The sequence below is a fragment of the Sphingomonas sp. BGYR3 genome, from assembly GCF_025153455.1.
Taxonomy (GTDB): domain Bacteria; phylum Pseudomonadota; class Alphaproteobacteria; order Sphingomonadales; family Sphingomonadaceae; genus Sphingomonas.
The window spans coordinates 2,028,775-2,051,692 of sequence record NZ_JANZNT010000001.1; the positions used below are offsets into that span (position 1 = coordinate 2,028,775).

Consider the following 22,918-nt stretch of genomic DNA (forward strand, 5'->3'; position numbering starts at 1 on the left):
CTGGCTCGGACGGCATTGATAGGGGGCAGTGAAGTCGGAGCGGGCGGTAGAGCTGGCAAGAAGGGTAAGCGGCGTAAGGCAAGATAAAGCGCCGACACGGGTCAGCGCATAAGTCCTTGTCTTCACATCTTTTTTCAGGGGCTGAAGCGGCACTGGTGGTTGGCGGACAGTGCCAGTGCGCCCGGAAAAGGCCGCCATTTCAAGGGCTTGGCTGGCACCGGTTTTCCTGTCGGCCAGGCTGGGCCACATTGCCTCCGGGGCGCGCCAGCAAGGGCTGTCCGATGAGCGCCGACGACGATTTCGAACCGCATTTGGGGCGGCTGCGCAGCCGCCCGCCCAAACGCGCGCGGCGCTACCTCCAGCGCGTGCTCGCTGCCACCAATCTTGCCCGTGGCGGGGCAGCGTCTGGCACACTCAAGGGCCGCTCGGCCGGTAGCCGGATCGGCCGTGCTGCCGGGGTGGGCCGGCTGCTCGCCAGTCGCGGCCGGATGAGCGCGCTCGGTCGCCGCCGCGTCATCATTAAAACCCGAATCGTGCGGCTGACGGCTAAGGGCGCAAGCGCAGCGGCTGCCCATCTGCGCTATCTACAGCGCGATGGCACCACGCGGGAGGGCGAACGGGGCACGCTCTATGGGGCCGACCGGGAGGCAGTCGATGCCAAGGAATTTCTCGTGCGTGGTGCCGGGGACCGCCACCAGTTCCGCTTCATCGTCTCGCCCGAAGACGGTGCCCAATATGAGGATCTGAAGCCGCTGGTCCGCCGGCTGATGGCGCGCGCAGAAACCGACCTTGGCACCCGGCTCGACTGGGTCGCGGTCGATCATTTCAACACCGGCCATCCCCATAGCCATGTCATCATCCGTGGTATCGACCAGAAGGGGCAGGATCTGGTGATCGCGCCCGACTATCTGACCCGGGGCCTGCGCGAGCGCGCCGCCGAACTGGTCGAGCTTGATCTTGGTCCGAAAACGACCCGAGAAATCGCGCGCGGTCAGCTCGCCGAAATCGAGGCAGAGCGCCTGACCTCGATCGACCGGCGGCTGCTTAAGCTGGGCGGCGAGGAGCGTCTCGTCGAAGCGACCGGCACTGGCGCATTTGAGCAAACGCTGCGCGCTGGCCGGCTCGCCAAGCTCGAACGGCTCGGGCTTGCCGAGGCCCTGGGGGAGGGCCGTTGGCGGCTTGCCCCCGACCTTGCCGAGACGCTCACCCGAATGGGCGAGCGCCGCGATATCATCCGTACCATGCAGCGCGCCTTTAACCCAGCGCGGGTCGAGCGTTCTGCAGCCGACCAAGCCATCTACGATCCGGCTGCGCCCAACGCAGCGCCGCTGGTCGGGCGGGTCCTGTTGCGGGGCCTCGCCGATGAGTATCGCGACAGCCATTTCCTTGTCGTCGACAGCATTGATGGGCGTAGCCACTATGTGGCGCTCGGGCGTGAGCCCGCCGAGGGGATTGGCGAAGGCGCTGTGGTGGCGGTCATGCCTACTCGCACCGGGGTCCGTGAGGTCGACCGAACCATCGCTGAAGTGGCTGCCGCCAATGGTGGCCGCTACGATATCGATGCGCATCTGGCGCATGACCGACAGGCCAGCGAAGAATTTGCCCGGAGCCATGTCCGCAGGCTCGAGGCCCTCCGTCGGGGCGGTGCGGGCGTCGAGCGGCTGGCGGATGGTGGCTGGCGTATCGCAACTGACCATCTCGAACGGGTCGATCAATTTGAGGCGGCACAGGCGCGAGCGCGTCCGGTGAGGGTTGAGCTGCTTACGGCTGAACCGCTTGACCGGTTGGCGACAGCGGACGGAGCCACCTGGCTCGATCATCGGCTGCTGCGGCCAAGCGATGCGCCGGCGCGGGACGCGGGGTTCGGAAGCGCGGTGCGTGAAGCTGAAGCACGGCGCCGACAATGGCTGATCAACGAGGGGCTTGGCAGCGAGATTGGCGGTGTTTTCGAGCCGCGTCCGGGCATGATCGAGACCCTGCGCCGCCGCGAGCTTCTTCGGGTTGGCGCGGCACTGTCGAAAGAGCTCGACCTGCCATTCGCGGAGAGCCGTCCGGGCAGTCCTGTCGAGGGTGTCTATCGGCGTCGGCTCGACCTGGCGAGCGGGCGGTTCGCATTGATCGAACGCGCGCAGGATTTTACCTTGGTGCCCTGGCGACCGGTGATCGAGCCTTATGCTGGCAGGGCAGTGTCAGGCGTCGTGCGCGGCGAGGGCATCAGTTGGTCGATCGGGCGCGGGCGAGGCGGGCCGACAATCTCCTGAGCCTCCTCCGCAGCCAGGCCTGGATTGGTCGTCAATCAGAACAGGCTGGGCTGTGCCGAGCGGTCGTGCGCCAGATGCGGTTTTGCAAGCTGTGCCGCTTCAATGGCTCGACGATAATGGATCGTGCCATAGCGCTCCGCGTCATCAAATCCGACGGGCGCCAGCTCCTCGGTGGGGAAGCAGGCATCATAGATTGCGCGGGCAGCCGCGCGCAGGCTGGCATCATGCTGCATGACGGTCTCCAAATCATTCGAATCGCCGGGTAGGGCGACGGCTTCAGAGATAGAACATAGATAGAACAAATCGCAATCCCGTTTCGCTGCCAGTCCGCCCATGGTCGCAAGCTGTTGAACGCCAATGCTCGGTTTTGACCGCAGGCAGAAAAGGGCTTTCCGGTGTTCGCCATCGCGGAGCAGCGGGCTAGCGGCACGCCAGCGACAATCCGTTGCGCGGCTAAATACAGCCTAGCCAACCACCCCGCTCGGGTCGCAGATGAACGGCTTTGTTCCGAGGGCTCTGCGTCAATATCTTGGCCTCACGCCAACCACTAATCTCGCGGCGCTTTAAATCCGTTTGTGATTGCGCCTATCAGCGCCGAACGGCTGGAATGGTGTCGTCGTGAGACGAGCCACCCCCATCGCCGTCGATGGGGCCATCCGTTGTGGGCGCCGGCTTGCTCGTGCCTTCTTGTTCGTCGCCCGGCACGTCAGTCTCGTCGCCTACTGGCGTTACTTGGGTTTGCGGAGCAGCGGAGTCGCCAACTCGCTTTTGCAAGGCATCGAGCCGAAGGTCGGCATTTTCGCTCGTTTCACCTGCTTTGATTGCTACCGCCAAATACCGGGCGGCAGCAGTTTCCGGTTCAAAATATTCAAGTTCGCTAGTCAGGCTTTGGTCTGCCGCGATCTCTGCAGTTCTGACCGCCTGCAGATCAAAAGCGCCACAGCGATCGAGTGCCGCCCACTCAAATTCCTGCGACAGCCCGTCATAGCAGCTTTGTGAATAGATCATCGCGCCCGACAACCCTTCGGCGGCATAAGCGAGCCGCAGATGCCGCAACCCGCGGGTCACCTGCGCTGGCGCCAGCGGAGCGACTGTGACGGGAGGTTCGATCGCTTCGACTTGATTGGTCAGGGACGCTACGCCGAAAGGTTGCTCGGCAGTGATCTCGGGCTTCTTCGTATCACACTGGCTTACCGTGATGATAAGAGCCACGATCACACCGATGATAAGAGCGAATTGGCAGCCTTCCTTGTTTTCTTGCGCCTTCACCGGCGTCGCCTTACCTTGTGCCACGCCAGCCCCCTTTTTTACTGCGTTGCGCAGCGGAGCGCGTCAGCCAAGAATTGGACTTGCGCTCTCGCGATTCTTGCTTAGCCTTTCTCGACAGGGGGAAGCAAGTTCATGGGCTACGTGCGAATATCTCCGGGTGATCTCGATCAGTCATTCGTTGCCGATAGCGCTCATTGGCTTGCCCGGTTCTACCCTGACTTGAATGTTTCTTTGGAAGGCCATGATCTGGTCTTGCGTAGTGAGCATCGCTCTAGCAGCGAATTGAACGCGCTTTGGCGGGTCAGTCTGGCTAACGAGCGTCTTTTTCGCGTCAACCGGTCTCGTCGGTCTGAGACATTGGCGGCGCTCACATGACATTGTGCATGCCGCTTCGTACTCGTTTGATGTCAACTGATCGTGCCTTGTTGGTCAACGATGGCGGTGGCTTTTTCAGTGCTACTCCTGATTTCCTTGATCGGCTTTCGGCCGGTACCTTATCGTCATTTGAGCGGCAGTTTGTTTTGGAGCGCGGGCATGGCGTGGACCGCGCTGATCCGCTCGGCGAGACCGCTCATCTCTACAACGTCGCAGAGCGTCTGACACTTGCGGGCCCTCTTGATTATCTGATCCTCGTTCCGACGCTCCGCTGCAATCTTTCCTGCACCTATTGCCAAGTTTCTCGCGCCGCACTCGACCAGACAAAATATGACTGGAATGACGCGACGCTGGAGAAGGTGCTTAGCTTAATTGACGGCCTCTCAGGACCCCGCATCAAGATCGAATTTCAAGGCGGCGAACCAACATTGAGGCCCGATCTCATCCGTGCGGTTATCGATCGCACTTGCCGCTTCGAAGAGCGCCAATTCGTAATCTGCACCAACCTGCAGAACCTCGGGCCAGAGATCCTATCCCTTTTTGATGGGCCCGAGGTGTTTATCAGCACCTCGCTGGACGGTGACTTCGAAACACATCTGCGCAATCGCACGACAAATGTTGAGATGACCGGCCAGTTTCGTCGAAACCTTGCGACGGTTGTCGAGCGCTATGGGCCGCAAAAAGTATCGGCGCTGCCGACGATCGATCCCGAGCGGCCTCCAACACCCGACGCGCTGATTGACGCCTATCTCGAATTCGGCCTCGAGAGCATCTTCCTTCGGCCGATAAATTATCAGGGGTTTGCACGCAAACACCATGCAAGCTCGCGCGAGCAGGATATGGCCTGGCGGGCCTATCACGAGAAGTTTTTGCGCAGACTGATCGAGCGAAATTGGGAGGATCGGTCGGTCGTGCTCGAAGAGAGCTATTTCAGCATCTGCCTGCGGCGCATCTTCCAGCCCGGTGCGGATCGCCATGTCGATCTTCGTAACCCCAACCCTCTGGGCTATGATTATGTCGTGATTGACTATGACGGGCAGGTCTATCCGACGGACGAAGCACGCATGCTCTCACGCTCCGGCGTGATCGACCTATCCATCGGCGATGTGCATTCGGGCTGGGACACCCCGGCGCGTGCGACCCTGAATGCGCATGCCTCAAACCTTTTCGACCCGGCATGCCAGCGCTGCGCCTATCAGCCCTATTGTGGCCGCGATGTTGTCGATGACATCGCACGCTATGGCCGGATCGACCTGCCGCGGCAGGAAACCGAATTCTGCCGCAGGCACATGAGCCTGTTCGATCTGGCCTTCCGGCTGATCTACGCAGACGACGAGCCAACGCGCTACTCTCTGGCGCGATGGCTGCGGCTGGAAGGCACGCCGCTCACATTCGGGGAGCATTGCGCTTGATCCCGCTAAATCTCTCCGTGGTTGCAGAGCCTCAACCCGCCTTCGTCACGCGCCTTCGGCGCATGCGCGATGAAGCTGGGGGGTGGGATTCGGTTTGGATTGAGGGAACTGGCGATAGCCATGTCTTTGCAGGCCAAGGCGGTGTCGTTGTAATTGAGGGCGCGGACGCCGCTGCACTGGATGGCGACGTTATTCTAGTGGATCCACAGCGCGGCCGGGCCGAGCGCCTGATCCGCGCCGGCTCCGCTCACAATACACTGCTTGTCACTGAGCGGTGTGATCAGCTTTGCATCATGTGCTCTCAGCCCCCGAAAAAGACCCATGAAGACCGGTTTGCGCTGCTTGAACAGGCTTGCCTTCTCGCAGAACGAGACGCGGTGATCGGGGTCACCGGTGGCGAGCCGACGCTCTACAAAGACGAGCTGCTCGGCATGATCGAGCGGGTGATCGAGGCGCGGCCGGATCTTGGCTTCCATGTGCTGACCAACGCACAGCATTTCGATGAAGAAGATGTCCTGCGGTTGCGGCAGCCTGCATTCAGGCGGGTGACGTGGGGCATCCCGCTCTACGCCGCACAGGCCGATCTTCATGACCGGATTGTCGGGAAGTCCGGTGCCTTTGCCCGGTTGATGGAGAGCTTTTCCCATCTCGTTCGCGCCGGGCAGCGGATCGAGCTGCGCACCGTCCTCATCCAGGATAACGCGGCCGCGTTGCGTGAGCTTGCGCGGCTGGTCAGCGCGCGGCTGCGTTTCGTCTCGGCCTGGTCGATCATGCAGCTCGAACATATCGGCTTTGCACGCGGGCGCTGGGCTTCGCTTTATTTTGCGCATCACACGGAGTTTGAGCTTATCGCTGAGGCGATCGACATCGCACGACTGCACGGTATTCATGCACGCCTGTTCAATTTTCCGCTATGCACGGTACCCGAGCCGTACCGCATTCTGGCAGCGCCATCGATTTCCGATTGGAAACGCAAATATGCGCCAGGCTGCGAGGGCTGCCGTGAGCAGGAGAGTTGCAGCGGCTTCTTTGAATGGCACCCGCAGGACGCGCTAGGCGGGGTCACACCTTTATGAAGCGGGTCGGCTTTCTCATTCCGAGCCTCATCGCTGCCGGTTTCTCCGGCCATGATGGTGCAGCCCAGATCCCAGGAATAGGACCGCGCGTGTTGAACGACAGCGACCCCGGCCTCTTCGAGATCTTCAAACAGGACCACAAGGTGACGCTGGCCCAGCACCGAAGTCATCGCAGCCATAGTTCGCACCGAAGCCATAGCAGCCATCGTTCCGGTAGCGGTGGACATTACAGCCATACGAGCCACCGATCGAGCACGGGTGGGAGCTACGTGCCTAGCGTTCCTGTCTATACTGCACCAGCGCCCAGTCCTCCGCCGTCACCGCCACCATCCCCATCCCCATCCTATCCATTGCGCAGCGCGCAGCCTGGAGAAGCGGCGCCTCCTCGGACATCATCGGGCCTGCCAGCGTTAAGCGGTCGCAGCGAGCGTTTCAAATCAATCGTGCGGCGGGTTCAGATCGCACTACTCGCCCAAGGCTTCTACGAGGGTGCGATCGACGGAGTAGTGGGTCCTGCAATGCGCGGCGGAATGCGCCGGTTTCAGAAGAAACGTGGCCTTGCGGTAACCGGCACCATTACACCCGAATTGCTGGATGCGCTTCGGGTTGCCAGCGAATGAGAACGTAGTGTGATGAACTCGCCAATTGGTGCTAAAGCTGAAGTTCTGCAATGCGCTCCATAATCTGTCGTTCGCGGCGCTACACGGCGATACCGGAAGCGGTCGTTCGTTCAGGCAACTAGGGTACGGCAACGATTGGGACATTTCCGCCATTCCTAGGGCATCCATTGAACGGCAAGCTTTGCCAAAATCGGACTTCTGTTTTTGATGCTCTAGATGGCCACGGCGTTGGACGGACGGGAGCGGCCATTTTGGGTGATAATTCCAGATCGAACTGGAGGGCGAAGACGGCGGCGCGCGGCGAACATGGATGATGACATTGACGCTGAAGGGCCGGTCGAGGTCAGAGGTCGCGCGGCGAGGGTCAGCTGCGAGATGTCGCCTTCCAAACGCGCAAGTTACCGCTCAGAAATCGACTTGTCCGCAATGCCGAGGCTCAGGTATGCGCTTCATGCCCCCTACCGGCTCTCAAAGGAATGGGCGGCGTGCTGGGGGCAACAAGTAACACGCAATGTCGGCTTTGCACGATATCGATGGCGGGGAAGGGGATGAACGTCTCAGGATCTTGTTCTTCCATGGGCTGAACGGTCACCACCAGACCACGTGGATATCACCTGGGAACTCGGAGTTCTGGCCTTCATGGCTCCTATTAGATGCGCCGGGTACTCGAGTGACATCAGTCGAGTATGATGCAGCTGCAAGTAGGTGGCTTTCCGATCCGATGACCATTTCGGACCGGGCCATGAATATTGCTTCGCAGCTTGCGGCAGTCGAGGTATACGCCGCCACGCCCATTGCACTCATTGGCCACAGTTTGGGTGGCAACGTTATCAAAGCACTAATCCGACATCTCCACGATCACCAGTCAACGAACCCCCGCTACAAGGCAATACTTTCGAATATCAGGCTAGTTGTCTTCCTCGGAACCCCACACACAGGATCAGATTTCGCGAAATCGTTTCCGCGCTTTTTGAGAAAGATCTTCCGCCTTACACCTGTCGCAGAAGAGCTCAGTGCAGACTCGTCGGTCTTGCGTGACCTGGCACTGTGGTACAGATCTAATAAGCCGAAGGCGGCGAACCACGTTGTTCTGGTGGAGACTAAACCGACAGTTGGTTCCGTGGCAATTGTTTCACCATCGAACAGCGATCCCGGGCTCCCTGATACTCTGCCGATTCCCATTGACGCAGATCACGTGGGGATTGCGAAGCCGGCGAACCGAGGCAGCGAGATTTACAAGATCATCCTGGATCGGGTGAAAGCAGTTCTCGCTGAAAGCCTGCCTCCGATCCTGCAAGGTCCCGGCGATACCGCAAGTGACCCGTTAGAGCGAACAGCTAGACGCCGACGCGGCCTGTCGTCTCGCATCGATTCGCATCGCAAGTCTCTCCTCGAATCCGCAGAACAGCGCCCCTTCACTGTGCTGCTCTGTGGGCCCGCATCTCCCGATCCCCAGAGCCACGCTGCAACGCTGTGTACACGAATCGGCGATTTACTTACGGCTAATGGGTTCGATGTCGTGTACGGGCAATCATCAGGGACGACCAACGAACGGCTCGGAGGCGAGGACAATACCCTAGGGCGAGAACTCGATTTCATCGGCTCCAAGTGCAACGCAGTGATCATCATTGCTAGTGGTGCGAGTGGGTGGGCCGAACTGGGGTTGTTTGGCTGGCACTTGGCATGCGACCGAACCACACGCGAGAAGGGTATCGATATCGTTGTCATCGCGGACGAAACCCAAATCGATTTTCCGGACTTTCTTTGTGGCGGTCCTATTCGTTATTCAGAAGGAGTTGGCCGGGCTGACATCGTATCTCTAGCGGCCTATGACCCAGAAGCGGTATTAAGCCGAATGCAGGCCCGACGCACCATGTACGTTATGGATCGCCGTGGTAGACCAAGGAGGTCTGCTGCATGAGCTCGACGGTAAACAGATCGACGCTTCTATGGGCTGTAGGCATTTTGCAGCCCGTGTCAGCTTTTGAGCTGAACGCGTATTTGACCGCCATCCTCCCTGAAGGCGGGAGTGCGCCGTCCGGGCCGGAACTGCAGAGATTTCTTCTGGAGGCGTCTACCATGCGCCAAGTGGTTCGCGTCTCCCGGGAGCCGGACCTCTTCTCACTGACAATGCACGGCAACTACTATCTGAGCCGCGCGCAGCGTCTGAGTCGCGACAAAGAGCGATTGTTCTTGCTGCACGATTCTTGGCCGGGTAGAAAGACGTTGTCACTCGGGGATCAGGATGCGGGATTGGGCGGTGAAGCGCCGCCCCAACACTCTAGAACTTGGATAAAAGGGTCCGGGGCCAATAAGCCCGAACCCTGCGTTCCTCGGGTCCGATCTTATTGGCCCCGGATCTCAAGGCAGTTATCGAAAGCAACTGGCCCGTTAAGCTCCTCGAGTGACACAGAAATCGACCTGCTGTCATTTGCCACGGAGCGACAACTGGAGCTAGCAAGGGGCGATCAGGAACGGAGCTGGGACTACACCAGCATCGCGCTTTCCATTGGCGTATCGCCTAGGCTTCTTCTACAAATGGCAATCAGCCCGGAGCGGCACTACCGGAGATTCGAAATCGCGAAGTCTGGCGGAGGCACGCGCACGATTGATGCGCCCAGAGTTTTTCTTAAATCCGTACAGAAGTTCGTCGCTGACTATATTTTGTTTGATTTGCCTGTTCACGCGGCAGTGCATTCATTCTTGCCCGGCCGGTCACCCATTACCAACGCCCAGCAACACGTCGGCGGTAAATGGATTGGCACAATCGACATAAAAAACTTCTTCCCGTCAATCTCGGACGTGAGCGTCGAAAAGCTGCTGGCGGACAACGGGTTTGATCAAAAGAGTTGCAGAGCTCTTAGGCGCCTTTGCACTTACAAGCAGTCAATACCTCAAGGGGCGCCGACCAGCCCCATTATCGCCAACGCCTTTCTCTTCGAGGTCGATACGATCATTGCCTCGATGGCCAAAGTCCTCGATGTCACATTTACGAGATATGCGGACGATCTTACATTTAGCAGCAACGAGAAAGCATCAGTTGAATCCGTCATGAAGGGGGCAGAACAGATTTTAAAGGATCGGCTCCAGTTGCGCCTTAACGAGAGCAAGAGACGCATTGCCGGACCCGGGGCTCGGCGAGTTGTCACCGGGGCTACAGTCAGCGACAGAGTCCTTCCCAGTCGCAAACTCCGACGGAATATTCGAGCAGCGGCATTCAACCAAAGTCGTCACGCCATGACGAGTGATCAAGAACTGCGGCGATTGGAGGGCTATCTGAGCTATTTCCGAGCATTCCCTGCGTTTAAGGACAATGAGGAAGGCCATCGCCTGACCACATACTTGAAGAGTGCGCGAAGGCGTTTGACTGAGGACGAGCGGTTATCCAACGACCCCACCAGCAAGATCGACAGGCGCATGGACGAGTAGCAATAAGGTCCGAAGCCTTGTCAGGCACACATCGAATTGGCGCATACCGAAGGCGTTCTCTGCCGCCGAAATCCGCAGTTTTCTTTCCATATCAGATAACCCTCTTCTGGGGTTCGTTCCTGCACGGACGATCATGCACATGCCAATGACAAGTTTCGGCGTGAGCGGACATTAAATCGCCTGATGCAGAATGGCGTGAATTGGGTCGGATGCTGCCATAGCCAATCGCATTATTGAACGGCAGCTAAGCCAGCATCACCTCCTGAGACCTGCCAGTCGGCAACCGGCCCACTTCTCACCGCCCCAAACAATAAAAGTGCATGGGCAGTAATTGGGCCGGTTACAGACTGGCGGCATTCAGACCAAAGTTCGCTAGAGCGGACGTTCAAGCTAGACCATCGCGCAAATAACAAGAGGATCTCGAATTTGGCAGGCTGCCGACCGTTCGCGTGTCGGCTCATGGACAGCAAAAGAGGACGATCCTCGACATGGATACCGCGAGCGATTTGACCCTGCTTCGTTGGGGCTACGGGCGACTTATGGGGTAGGCTATCAAGCGCCAGTCGCATCGACCCATAGTGGGAGAGGCAGGCCATGACGCGGCCGAGGCAATCCCCCAAGCGAGTTTGATCGCGCGCAGTCGCCCAGCATTCTTCGAGGCCCGGCCGTACACGTCCTACCTCGATCGACCTGGAGTTGGAGACGCTTGTGCGGGCGTTGTGAGCACCGACCGTGACGGGTTGCGCCGCGTCTGATCGAATAGCAGACAGCAAGGGTGTGTTCGGTCTCGACAGGTTCAAGAAGGCAGATGGCGACGGCTCCAACGACCGATGAGATGCTCGCGGACCTGAAGGAGAGACTTCAGTCGCTGACGCCGGGTGAGTTCGAAAGGGTGGCCGCCGCGCTCATCTCCGAGCATCTCGACGTTGGGATCGCCGTGGCAAAGTCCAGCTTCCAGCATGGTGGCGACGCAGGCCCGGCGGGCCGCAGGGGCCGGCGGTTCCGCATCGAGACCAAGCGCTACGCCGACAGCACAAGTCTCAGCGACCGCGAGCTGCTCGGCGAGGTCGACGATGCGCTCGGACTCGACCCCGCGCTGGAAGCCTGGTTCCTCGTCGCCACCCGCCCCGCGCCGGAGCAGCTCGAGCAGAAGCTCCTTCGAAAGAGCGACGAGACAGGCGTCCCCATCGTCGTGATCGACTGGAAGCTCGACGGCTTCCCAGCGCTTGCGGCGCTCTGCACCGCTGCCCCGTCCGTGCTGGATCAGATGGTCTCGAGCGACGCCGGTGACCTGGCCCGGGCGCTGGAGCGCGATGGCCAGGCGGCCCTGGCCTCGCTCACCCGCGACCTGAAGGCCTGGAACCTCGGCTTCGACCGTCTTCGTCAGGTCAGTCACGCGAGGCTGAGGTCAATCTGGGGCGAGCCTCGCGTTTCGCAAGCGGAGCTCGGCCAGGACGCGGCGGGCGGCGCTCATGCGCACATCCGCCGAGCCGGTGTTCATGCAGGGCTCGATGCCTGGTGGGCGGGCAGGTCGGCGTTCGACGCGCCCGCGGTCGTTATGGGCTTTCAGGGTAGCGGCAAGACCTGGGCCACCCTGAACTGGCTTGTGGAACGCCTCGACGAGCAACCCATCGTCATCCTCGTCCCCTCACGATTCGCATCGCACCTGTCGGGCGTGTCCCGGACGTCAATCAAGCGCTTCCTGGCAGAGCGTCTCTACGAGATGACGGACGCTCGCGACGCGCAGCACTGGCAGCGACGGCTCGACCGCGTGCTCAAGAGGCCGGCGGACGAGGGTCCGGCGATCACCGTCGTATTCGACGGCATGAACGAGTTCGTGTCGGCGCCCTGGAAGGACGTGCTCTCGGTCTTCCAGGCACCAGAGTTCAGTGGGCGGTTCCGCGTCGTCGCCGTCACGCGGAACTTGCATTTCACCGAACGCCTTGGCCGGCTCGCCTCGCTTGTCGAGAAGCCGGAGGTGGTCGAAGTGGGTCCTTTCGACGACGGGCCGGGTGGAGAGCTCGACCAGCGGCTGGCCCTGGAGGGGCTGACCCGTTCGGACCTGCACGAGGATCTGGTGGAAATCGCGCGGACGCCGCGCCTCTTCAGCCTAGTGGTGCGCCTGCGGGATCGGCTGATCGATGGCGGAGAGGTCACGATCCACCGTCTCCTTTGGGAGTATGGCAGGGCGACGCTCGCCCCGGCCACGAGCGCCTTCGGTGAGCAGGAGTGGCTCTCATGGCTGGCCGAGGTGGCTCGCAACCGTCTGGATGGGTTGAAGGAGTTCGATCTTGGCGCCATCGGTTCGATGGTGGGGAGGCCGGACCTGGGCGAGGCCGAGGTCTTCCGCCGCTTGAGCGACATCGTCGATAGCGACTTCGCCAACCGGCAGGGCTCGCATGGCTATGAGCTCTCGTCCGCGCTCGTCGCGCAGGCGCTGGGTGTGGCACTTCTGGACCATCTGCAGCGCGGCGGGTTCGCGGACCGGGATCTCGTGCAGCGCGTGCTCGAAGACTGGCTGGACCCCATCGCCGGCCTTGACGAGAAGGCTGAGATCCTCCGGGCCGCGGTCTCGATCCAGCTGGCGGGCGAGACAGGCGGCGATGACCTGCTCTCTCCACTGGTCTCGGCCTGGCTGCATTCGCAGAACCTGCCCGAGCGTCATCGGTCGGAGGTGATCCGCATGGCGCAGCCGCTCTGCGACCCGCTTCTCGACATCGTCGAGACGTCGTCGGGAGCACCGGAGGCGCTCGCCATCGAGGCGTTGCGTGCGCTTCCGGCGGACGCCGATTGCCGGACGCGCGTGATCGGCCGTTGCGTCCGGTGGCTGTCGACGATCTCGAGGGATGTCGATCCACCGGCCCGCCGCCATCCCGATCAGGAACGCTCCCGATCGCAGGCGATGGTCGCGCGCGTCGGGGGCGACGCCGATGGGCCGCGCACGATCCTCGGCCACGAGGTGACGTTCGTGGAGCGGAGCAGGCTGGAATTCGGTGAGGCGGTCGCACAGCTCCTCGAACCGGGCGGCCTCGTTCAGGCCATCGATGTGCTCGAGCTCGCGGCGCTGAGGGTCGCGATCATGCGGCGGTATGACGACTGGGAGAAGCTCAAGTGGATCTGCCTTCTCAACCAGGTGGACTTCGCTGAGACCGCGGACGCGCTGAGGGCCAGATCGGATGCCGTGCTCCGCCTGACACCGGAACCCGGCGTCGCGGCTTGGCTTCCCGCTCGCGTGGCGGCGCTCATGCTTTGGCTTTCCGGCGATGAGGACTTGGAGGCGCTTGCCGTAGAGCGGGATCCCGACATCGACCGGGGCTTCGACTACGAGGCCGATTACCTGAACGACCCAGCCAACAGCATGATCGCGCTCGAGCGCCGGCACGTCGACCAGACCATGCTCGACACTCGCTTGCCCCTTCGTCGACGGATCGACCGGGCGAAGGGCTTCTGGACGGATTACCGCCTGGATCTTCCCACAGCCTTTGTGCACGGGATGCGGCAGGCGCTGCAGTCGATCGACGTCTCCACGCTCGACAGGGGCGCCTACCACACGATGGAAGATCACGCCTTCGAGGAGATCACCCCGGCCGCCGCCCGGACGGTGCCCGATGCCCTCGCCGCACTCCATCGCGGGAAGCTGGTGGGGCTGCCGGGCCGCGATGACGAGGCTCGGGCCATGGCCGCCGTCAGATCCACGGAGCAGTTGCTGCTGGTGGACGAGGAGGTTCGGGCCGCGGCCCGCGAGGTCCGTCTCGCCCCGCTCGGGCCGGTGGCGCAGTCGGAGAGCGACGTCCGTAGTCGCATGCTTCTACTCGAGCTGGTTGACCTTCTGGCAGTCCAACGCATCGAGCACATCCTCGAGGCAGGCCTTTCCAGCGTCTATAACGACTACGAGGACCTGCTTCTGCCGCTGGGCGAGGCGGACGTTGACGCTCTGGTCCTGCGCTACTGCGACGCCGATCCGGCGATCGCGTCTCAGCTCCTCATGCTGCTCGCGATGGTCCATGCCCCGATCGGCGACGCGAGCTGGGACTGGATCCAGGGGCGGGTCATCGACCCGGACCAGGAGAAGCGCGGCATCGCGATGCGCCTTCTCTACGAGTCCGACGCGAGGCGGCTCGGGCGTGTCCTGGTCGACGATGGATGGCGCTGGACCGGAGATCCGACGCTCTGGATCGACCACTTCGGCTCGCTGGCCGTGGCGGCCGCGACCATTGGGCTCCCGTTCGATCAGGTGGCCCCGTCGCTCGCACCATGGCTGCTGCCGAGAGCGGTGACCACGCGCGGTGGATCGCCGGAGGATGTCGATATCGCGACGGCGATCCTGCGCCACGTCGTGGAGGCGCCTGCCCCGGAACCGCTGGACCCGGGTTCGGCGATCGCGATTGTGGACGAACGGCGCGCCGAGGACCCCGCCGCCGTGTCCATGACGATAGCCTACGGGCCCGACGATGGGTCGCTCGAGGGGCTGAACGCTGCGATGGATGTCGACCGCCGGCGTGAGATCCGCGACAAGGCGGTTGAGACCGCCAAGGAGCGCATCGAGCAGGCGCGGGCGGAGGGCGCCTCGCTCCACATGCGGGACTTCCGCTCGCTGGACATGATCCCGTTCATCGATCACGCGCCGGTCGCGGTCGAAGCATGGCTGGGGGGAATGGAGGAGCCGACTGCGGACTTCCGACGCCGCGTCCGCCGGAGCGAGGGATTCTACGTTGCGCTTTGCGAGGCGCTGCTCCAACGCGATCCCCCGCGCGGCGAGGCGCTTTGGCTCGCACTCCGACAGACCCTTTCGACCACGTTCGTCGGTGACGCCGGCATAGACAAGTTGATCCACATAGCCTTCCGGGTGGGGGAGTGCCCGGAGGCCATCCGCCAGCGGGTGCTGTCCGACGCGGTTACGGACCTGGCGCTGTTCGACGTCGTCCTGGCTGCCGCTCTGCACGGACGCGGCGACTGGCTGACGGGCATCGTGGAGGCGGACGCGTCCTCGGGGGTGGTTTGGCGTCTGCAGCGCAGCCGCAGGATCCGCGCCTTCGACCCGGCCTGGGACGGGGATGTCCCGGAGTGGCCGGTCGGGCCGGGTGAGAGTCTTCGTGTCTCCCGAACGCGCGCCGCCGACGCGTGGGTGCGGCGCTGCGCGTTCGCGCGGCACTGGTGGGACACCTACTGGAGGGTTGACGGGGACGACGAGGCATACGCCGCATGGACCTTGCTGCTCACGTGCATCGACCGGCGCGGCCACGTGTGGATGCGCATCCCCGACGACGCCGCCAGCCGAGTGCCGCGGCGCCTGGCCCACTTCCGGGCGAACTGGGATGAACTGCAGAAGGCCATGAAGACCCAGGAGAAGAACCTCGACAGGGAGTTTCTCGGCCGTAGGATCACGGGCGCAATCGGGCCGTGGAGGACGCCCTGATCCACGATGGCGGGAGAACGGCCTCGCGGACGGCGGGCGGACCGGTCGGTGGGACCAGGAGGGATTGATGCCAGAGCTTATCGAGTTCGCCGGGGACGTGCCGATCATCGTGGAGGTCTCGGACCGCGGCGGCCCGCGTGGCGCCGGCGTGCGGCCCGTAAGCACCGGTCTTGGCTCGATCCCCGCCAAGGTCGCCACGACCTTCGAGGAATCTCTCAAGATGATCGGGGCGGTCGGCGAGGCGGTCAGGGCGTCGCTAGAGGGAGCCGGCGTCGAGGAGGCCGAAGTGAAGATCGGGCTCAAGGCATCCGGCACGGGTCAGTTCATCATCGCGCAGACCACGATCGAGGGGGCGGTCGAGGTCACCTTCAAGGTCAAGGTAGCGAGGTGAGCGCCGGGGGCGCCGAGGCGCTCGAACGACACATAGGGCACAGGCTCTTCCGCATCGCCGATCGCGAGGGACGCCCGCTTGGTTCTGGCTTCGCGGTGCGAGGCGCTGTCCTGACCTGCGCCCACGTGGTCGGCGATCGGCCCGCCGACGATCTGATGGCCGGGTCGTTCCCGGTCGCGGCGGTTCGGATCGGCGACGTACACGATGTCGCCCTTCTCGAGATCGACGGCGACGTCGACGGACTGCCGGTAGCCTGGACGCGGCCGGACGAGGTCATGGTGGCGGGCTTCCCGCTGGAACCGGGACTGACCGGAGCGCTGTTCGGCACCGGCCGGGTCAGCGGACGCGGTGCGATCGGATACGAGGCGCACGGCCGCTCGTATCACCTGCCGGAGGCGTGGGCGCTTGCAGACGCGTTCGTGTCGCCCGGCCACAGCGGCGGGCCCGTGGTCGACCGCGCGAGCGGCGCGGTCGCCGGCATCACCGTCGCGAACTTCTCCTCGACGACTGGCCTCTCCGGACCGTCCGGATTCGCCCTCCCCCTCAGCGCTCTCGTGGACGATGAGGCCATGGGCGGGGTGCTTCGCCAGGCCGAGGATCTCACACCCAGATATGGACCGCACCCGAACGCACCCGCCGCACTCGCCTGGTGCCGGGAGGCGACGCGGGCGGAGGTGGAGCGCATGTCGCGAGAGCGGCTTCTCGATCCGCAGCTGACGGTGGGCCGGCCGCGGCTGCGGGAGGAGCTGGTTCGTTTCCTCGAGGGCGACGCGGCGGTCTGGGCCGTTGTGGACCGGTCCGGCCTTGGCAAGTCGACGGCGCTCGCGACCATGGCGGCGGAGATAGCCGACAGGCCGACGCTGTTCCTCAGGGCGATGGAGATCGATGCGGCGACGGGCGGCCTGAACGACCTGGTCGCATCCAAGTTACGGAAGGTCCGGGTCGCCTTCGCCGATGGCATTCCCGATCTCGGGGCCGTGGCTCGGAGCGGTTCCGCCCCGCTCGTCATCGTCGACGGGCTGAACGAGTCCCAGCTCTCGCCCACGGCGATGCGCGACGTTTGGCTCCCTAACGCGCTGCGCGACGCAGAGGGATGCAAGCTGGTCATCACTTGCCGTCCCGAGGCGTGGACGGACCTGCGCTTGCGCGTGCCGAAGGGTGCCTTCCACGGGCAGGGCGAGGGAGGCGACAACCCCGTCGGATTCCAGATCGGGGAGTTCAACGATGACGAGCGGCAGGCCTTCGTCGATCTGCGGTTCTCCCGGCGGCCGGGCGGGGCGGAGCACGTGCGGAATCCTCTGCTCCTGGGGATCGCGGCCGAACTCCGCGAGGAACTCGACGGCGCCAGGCTCTCGCGGTGGCGGCTCTTCGAGGAGTGGATCCGTCGCGATTGCGGGCGTGCGGCCGCCCGGGCGGGTGAAGCCGCGGAGGTCGTCGAGGGAACGCTCGAACGCGTCGCGGCTAGGTGCCTTCGCCAGGGTGTTCGATCGGTCGCGCTGTCCGATCCGGTGACCCGCGAACCGGGCTTCGGCGAACTGGTCCGCGAGCACCTACTCGTTAGCGAGGGTTCTCGCATCGGCTTTCGTTACGACTCGCTGTTCGAGCATCTCGTTGCGCGGTCGATCGACGTCGCCCGGCTCGAGGTGGAGAGCAGGCGCTGGCGCCACGAGGGACGCGACATCGCCTGGCCGATCATCGTCGCGACATGCGAGCGCATCGCCGCAGAGGACGACCCGGTCGGGATCGCCGCGATGTGGGAGCTCCTCGACAAGGCCGAGGACCGGACCGCCTCCAACCTGCTGGATTGCGTCTGCGCGCTTCCCGCCCCCGAGGATGGCGAGGAGCGCCTGCTGGCGATGTTCGAGCGCGCCGGATCGCACGGCCTCTGGGGCTTCTCGCTGTCGCCATCCGTGGTCGACGCCGAGTGGCGCTGGGAGTTCTCGATCAAGGTGCTTCGAATCGCCGTCAGGGCCGCGTCCGGCTATGACTTCAGGGAGAACGACCTGTCGGTCCGCATGCGCTTCGCGAGGAGCGAGGGGCAGTTCGAGTTCCAGGGCTTCAAGGCCTTCGTGGAGTCGCTCCTAGCGAGCGACCGCCTGCTCCTGCTCGACGCGCTTGGCGCCTGGCACACGGACGGCACGCGGCTCGGCGAGATCTGGGGCGACAGCTCGCGCGAGAGCACGGTCTGGTCGTGGACGAGCTGCTGCTTCGTCTTCTGCCATGCATCGTTCACCGACGAGGAACTGCTGACGGCACCGTCCCCCGTGCACGCGGGCTCGGTCTTCCACGGCCTGGCCCTTGCCGATCCGGAGCGCCTCCTCCGCCTGGTCAATCAGCTTGCGGAGACCACCCCCCTGCCGGAGCGTCGGTTCCGCGCGGCGCTCTTCGCCCTTCGGGGCATGGCCGACGAGGTGGGTGAGGATCTGCGGGATCGGTATGTGCGGGCCTCGATGGAGCTCGGGCTGAAGCGCATCGCGGAACTTGAGGACCACGATCTCGCGAACCAGATCGTCGCCTGGTGTGCGGCGACGACCGACCTGCGCGAGGAGGCCTGGAGCCGGCTTCTCGCACTCGTGGATGCCGGTCGCGCGGAAACGAGCGCGCTGCGGGCTTTCCTGACGCACAAGCCAGCGGAGGTCATGGAGCTGGCCTCGTCACGACCGGAGGGGTTCGCAACCCAGGACGGGTCCATCATGCTCGACCTCGCGAGGTCGTCGATGTTCCCGACCGGCGCCGTCAGCGACGAGGTTGCCGCCCTACGGACAGGCATCCTGGCAGATGTGATCTCGGCGCAGGGCTTCTCGAAGCGTCTGGGCGGTGTCATCGAAGGCCTGCTCTACGAGTTCTCGGCGGAGCAGGCGAAGCGTGCTGGCGTAGTCAATTTGGCTTTGGAGGCGATCAGGGCCGGTTCGGCGTCCGAGCTCATCGTCTACTTCGCAGGCGATCAGAACGCCGCCCTCGCCGGCGGGCGGCTTGCCCACGCCGATATGCTCGCCCGCGCCTTCGCCCGCGAGTGCCCGGATCCCGAGCTCGTCGAGCACATCCTCTCGCTGCGCCTGCTCCGGGCGGCTCGCACCGGTGAAGAGGCCGGCGGGGTCTTGGTCGACGTCATAAAGGCTGGCATCGAGCGCCTCGGGGTCGAGCGTGTCGAGCATGAGATCCTGAGGGTCCGCATGTTCTTCGATCGCCCGCCTGGCAGGTGGAATTCCACTCTCGCCGACATCGCTCGCGAGGTCGGCCAGCCGGCATTCGACGATGTCGTCGAGCGCCTGATGCTCGCGACGGATGACGAAAGCGGTTCCTAGTTACCGAACATCGTAGGATTCCCTTACCCATCGACTTCACGAAGATGACCCTGCCGGCGGCCGCGGCGTAGGCTGCCCTCGTCATCGTGGGGTCGTCGCGCGCGACGTAGAGCGGACCGGAGGCCTCGCTCGCGCGCCGATCCTGGAACGCGTGTGCAGGCACCGGCTCGGCGAAAGGAAGCTGCCTCTCGACCACCTCGCGAGGTGGATGCCAGCAGGTGTTCCTGCAGCCTGCGCTGAGGACCGACGCGAGGGGCGAAGCGTCTGCGCCCGCGCCGGTGAGGTCGAGGTCGTCATGCTGTAGCGACCGACACGTAGGACGTCGATGTCCAGCCATACAGCTGAACACCGCAACATGACGACCGGCTCGATCGCAGTGATCGCATCTCCCGTGATGACGGCCTCGAAGGACTAATCGGCGGCAGCTTTCGGGATCATCTGCGTCGCACCTAATGTCGGCTTATGGGGCGCATTCCCGACCGGCAGCTAAAGATGAAACCAGTCCCGCAGCTTTTGGGCCGGTTGCTGACAGGCAGCTTCCAGCCGAGCAGAACGGCAAAGCTGACTTTGGGAAGTAGCTCATCGGCTGGCAGCTAACGACCAGAGCCGGTCGTTTAGATTAGCCATCGCGAACGGCAGCTACTGACAGAAGCCGCCGAACCGTCCGCGAACATAGTCGATCACGACTTCGGGAATGTCGAAGAAATCCAAAGGCGATGCTGATCTCCCCCGAGCAACATCCTATCGCAGACCGGCGAGAGCCAACAGCGCAGTTTTATTTGCTCATCGGCTTCGGTTCGAGCCGCTTGAAAATGGCCTCGATGTCCCAGCGGTTATCTTCCGTTTCCTTGCCGATCGCGATCAGCCGCTCCATCGGTGTGTGCTTGCGCAGATCCTCGATCAGCGCCAGCAGTTCGTCGCGCAGCGCCGCCAGCGCCGATGGCTGGCATAGGCTCATGTCGGCCGAGGGATTGGCTTGGGCATGCGCCTTGCCCGCCGGACCGACAAACGCGAGGCCGAGGATGTCGTAGTCGGGATAGGTCTGCGCCATCCATTCGAGATGGTCGTGACCCTGCGAGATGTCCTTCTTGAAATAGGTTGCCGGGTCGTTCTTGTCAGTCTTCAGCTCAAATCCGAGCTGACGGGGCGTGGCGTCGTCGCGCCACAGCACGTCGGGTCCGGTGTCTCCATCATTGTCGGGCCTCGTCGCGGTGAAGCCGAGCAGCTCCCCGAGCGCGCGCACGCCGGCTTCCGCCTGCCTGGGATCGCCATGGTCGATAAGCGCGAGCGCCTGCGCGATCTTTTCCACCTCCGCTTCGAACTTATTGCCGTGGCTGTAGCGCAGCAGCCCTTGCAGCGAGCGGCCAAAGGCGTTCATCTCGGGAATTGTCTTGCCGCCGGCGCTCGGGGTCGGCCGCGGCAGCGTCATGCCGTTGCCGAGCCGCCTCATCGCATGCCCATAGGCGGCCCGCGCCGCTTCCTTGTCGCCCTCGCGCTCGAAGGCAGCGCCGAGCCATAGCGCGTGCCATCCGCCGAGCGGCGTGTCGTGCTGTGCGGTGGTGTCGACCGTTTTCTCCAGCTCCCGTCGCGCCATCGCCGGATCGTCGTGCCACATCGCCGCGGCATATTTGGCTTCGCTGAGCGCCGCCGCCACCATGAAGGGCTCGGCCGCGTTGTGCCGGGCGAGCTGGTGCTGGTCGAGTTCGGCGAGCTTCACCTCCCGCTGGTAGTAGTCGAGCCAGCCTTCATCGCGGCCCAGCACGCGCTCGATCAGCGCGATCGCCTGCTTGCGGCTGTCGATGCCGAACGCCTCCTGCACCTCGCGCCCGATCAGCACCTGCTTCTGCAGGAGCGGCGGCAGCAGCGCGAGGTTGCGGTCGTTGCCGAGCCATTTGTCGAGGTCGTCGCCCTGAATGAGAAATGCGCCATAGTCGTTGCGGCCGCGATTGATCCGCCCGAACAGTTGCGCGAGCCTGTTGGCGACGCGCACCGCATGGACGTTGTTCATCCGTAGAAACTCCCACTGGTAACGCTCCAGCAGCGAGGTTCCCGACGGCAGCCCCTCCATGATCATGATCCGGCAGGTATCGTGCGGCAGGTCGATGCCGTCGACCCGCGAGACCAAAGTGAACGCGCCCTCGTCGGCCTTGCGGAACGCATCAAGCTGCTCGGAAAAATCCTCCCGCGCCGGAGGCTCCGCGACCTTCGCCCAAGCCTTGGCGCGCTCATAGTCAGGCACCGCGATCACGACCTTCTGCGTCTCGACCAGCTTTTCCGCGAAGTCGGGGCCGAAGCCGTTCTTGACCTTGCGGCCGCTGACGATGAGGCGCTCGCCGTTGCCGGCATCGTTCGACGGCGTGACTGTGACGTCGGGCTTGCGACCGAAAGCGCGGATGAAATCGGTCTGGCTCTGCAGCGTTGCCGAGAGATAGACGCGCCGCACCTTCTGCTGGAAGATGTCGAGCGCCAGCGAGGGCAGGAACGGCGGCGTCAGTTCGAAGGCGCCGCGCGTGAACACCGCGGCGCATACATTGATTCGATCCTCGAGCCAGGCGAACGGATAGGTCAGCTCGTCATGATCCTTGATCCCGTGCCGCAGCAGGATCTCGAGCAGGCGTTCGCTGCGCTCGTAGAGGCCATGCGGCGCGACGAACGCGGTCGAATGCCGCGACAAGTCTAGCGCGTCCCGGAACCGCCCCGCAATGCCGAGTTCCTGGAAATGCGGCTTGAACAGCTCCGCGATCTCCTTGAACAAATCCTCATGGTTATAGACGTCGACGCGCAGCGTGAACGCGTCGCGCAGCAGGCTCTCGGCGACATGGGCGTCGTCGAAGATGATCGCCTGCGGGAAGAAGCGGTTGCGCAGCGCGCTATGGCCGTTGAACAGCGCGGCATAGGTCGTGATGCAAAAGGCCTTGCCGGTCTCGAACAGGTCGTTCGAAAATCCCTTCCGGACGCGGGTCGAATGATCGATGCCGATTCGGTCCGCTTCTTCAGACGTCTGGCGCACCAGATCGATCGTCGAACAAACGTACAGAACGTTCTGCAGGCCCTCGTTCACCAGGCTCTGCGCGATCAACAGGCCGACGATAGTCTTGCCTGCGCCGGTGTTGAGCGAAACCAGCACATCCTGCCGGTCGCGTGCGGCATTCCACTCGGTGAGCGCCTTGTCCTGGCCGCGCCATAGGTCGTTGAACGTGCCGGACAAGCTCGGCAGCGTTTCGAAGATCCGGATCGGATCGGTCGGCGCTGGCGCTTTCTTGGCGCTACCGAGCTTAGAAAAGTCCATCACAAGCCCCCTCGGTGAAATCTGAAGATGGAGCCTAACAGGCTTTCAGCCAATGCATTTCTTGTTCGTCGTCGC

At 63.3% G+C, this 22,918-nt stretch carries 12 protein-coding genes; 9 read left to right on the top strand and 3 right to left on the bottom strand.

Annotation, left to right across the window (positions count from 1 at the left end; all coding sequences use genetic code 11):
- Positions 1 to 281: 281 nt before the first annotated feature.
- Positions 282 to 2,261, top strand: coding sequence for a relaxase/mobilization nuclease RlxS (gene rlxS, locus NYR55_RS09600; protein WP_347709662.1), 1,980 nt, complete (start codon positions 282 to 284; stop codon positions 2,259 to 2,261).
- A 35-nt stretch (positions 2,262 to 2,296) separates the two neighbouring features.
- Here rlxS and NYR55_RS09605 read toward each other — a convergent pair whose 3' ends face one another.
- On the bottom strand, positions 2,297 to 2,596 hold the full coding sequence (locus NYR55_RS09605; protein WP_347709663.1) for a hypothetical protein: 300 nt from the start codon (positions 2,594 to 2,596) through the stop codon (positions 2,297 to 2,299).
- Between the two features lie 253 nt (positions 2,597 to 2,849).
- Positions 2,850 to 3,554, bottom strand: coding sequence for a hypothetical protein (locus NYR55_RS09610; RefSeq protein ID WP_260021034.1), 705 nt, complete (start codon positions 3,552 to 3,554; stop codon positions 2,850 to 2,852).
- A 359-nt stretch (positions 3,555 to 3,913) separates the two neighbouring features.
- On the opposite strand from NYR55_RS09610, the gene hxsB reads away from it, so the two are divergent.
- The 8 genes from hxsB (at position 3,914) to NYR55_RS09650 (ending at position 19,554) form a co-directional block, all read left to right on the top strand.
- The gene (hxsB, locus tag NYR55_RS09615; protein ID WP_260021035.1) at positions 3,914 to 5,317 is read left to right on the top strand and encodes a His-Xaa-Ser system radical SAM maturase HxsB; all 1,404 of its coding nucleotides are present in this window, start codon (positions 3,914 to 3,916) and stop codon (positions 5,315 to 5,317) included.
- Positions 5,314 to 6,393, top strand: coding sequence for a His-Xaa-Ser system radical SAM maturase HxsC (gene hxsC, locus NYR55_RS09620; protein ID WP_260021036.1), 1,080 nt, complete (start codon positions 5,314 to 5,316; stop codon positions 6,391 to 6,393). Before hxsB ends, hxsC begins: the two co-directional genes overlap by 4 nt.
- Positions 6,390 to 7,013, top strand: coding sequence for a peptidoglycan-binding protein (locus NYR55_RS09625; RefSeq protein ID WP_260021038.1), 624 nt, complete (start codon positions 6,390 to 6,392; stop codon positions 7,011 to 7,013). The genes hxsC and NYR55_RS09625 overlap by 4 nt, the downstream gene beginning before the upstream one ends.
- Positions 7,014 to 7,524: 511 nt before the next feature.
- Complete coding sequence (locus NYR55_RS09630; RefSeq protein WP_347709664.1) at positions 7,525 to 8,934, top strand: hypothetical protein; 1,410 nt, start codon at positions 7,525 to 7,527, stop codon at positions 8,932 to 8,934.
- Positions 8,931 to 10,442 carry a reverse transcriptase family protein gene (locus tag NYR55_RS09635; protein WP_260021042.1) on the top strand — a complete coding sequence of 504 codons (1,512 nt, stop codon included), beginning with the start codon at positions 8,931 to 8,933 and terminating at the stop codon, positions 10,440 to 10,442. Before NYR55_RS09630 ends, NYR55_RS09635 begins: the two co-directional genes overlap by 4 nt.
- Positions 10,443 to 11,277: 835 nt before the next feature.
- Positions 11,278 to 15,858, top strand: coding sequence for a hypothetical protein (locus tag NYR55_RS09640; protein WP_260021044.1), 4,581 nt, complete (start codon positions 11,278 to 11,280; stop codon positions 15,856 to 15,858).
- A 67-nt stretch (positions 15,859 to 15,925) separates the two neighbouring features.
- Complete coding sequence (locus tag NYR55_RS09645) at positions 15,926 to 16,249, top strand: CU044_2847 family protein (protein ID WP_260021046.1); 324 nt, start codon at positions 15,926 to 15,928, stop codon at positions 16,247 to 16,249.
- Entirely contained in the window at positions 16,246 to 19,554 is a 3,309-nt protein-coding gene (locus NYR55_RS09650) for a trypsin-like peptidase domain-containing protein (protein ID WP_260021052.1), read from the top strand. Before NYR55_RS09645 ends, NYR55_RS09650 begins: the two co-directional genes overlap by 4 nt.
- A 775-nt stretch (positions 19,555 to 20,329) precedes the next feature.
- On the opposite strand, the gene NYR55_RS09655 is transcribed toward NYR55_RS09650, so the two are convergent.
- Positions 20,330 to 22,843, bottom strand: a complete 2,514-nt coding sequence (locus NYR55_RS09655) for a DEAD/DEAH box helicase family protein (protein ID WP_260021054.1) — start codon at positions 22,841 to 22,843, stop codon at positions 20,330 to 20,332.
- Positions 22,844 to 22,918: the final 75 nt, after the last annotated feature.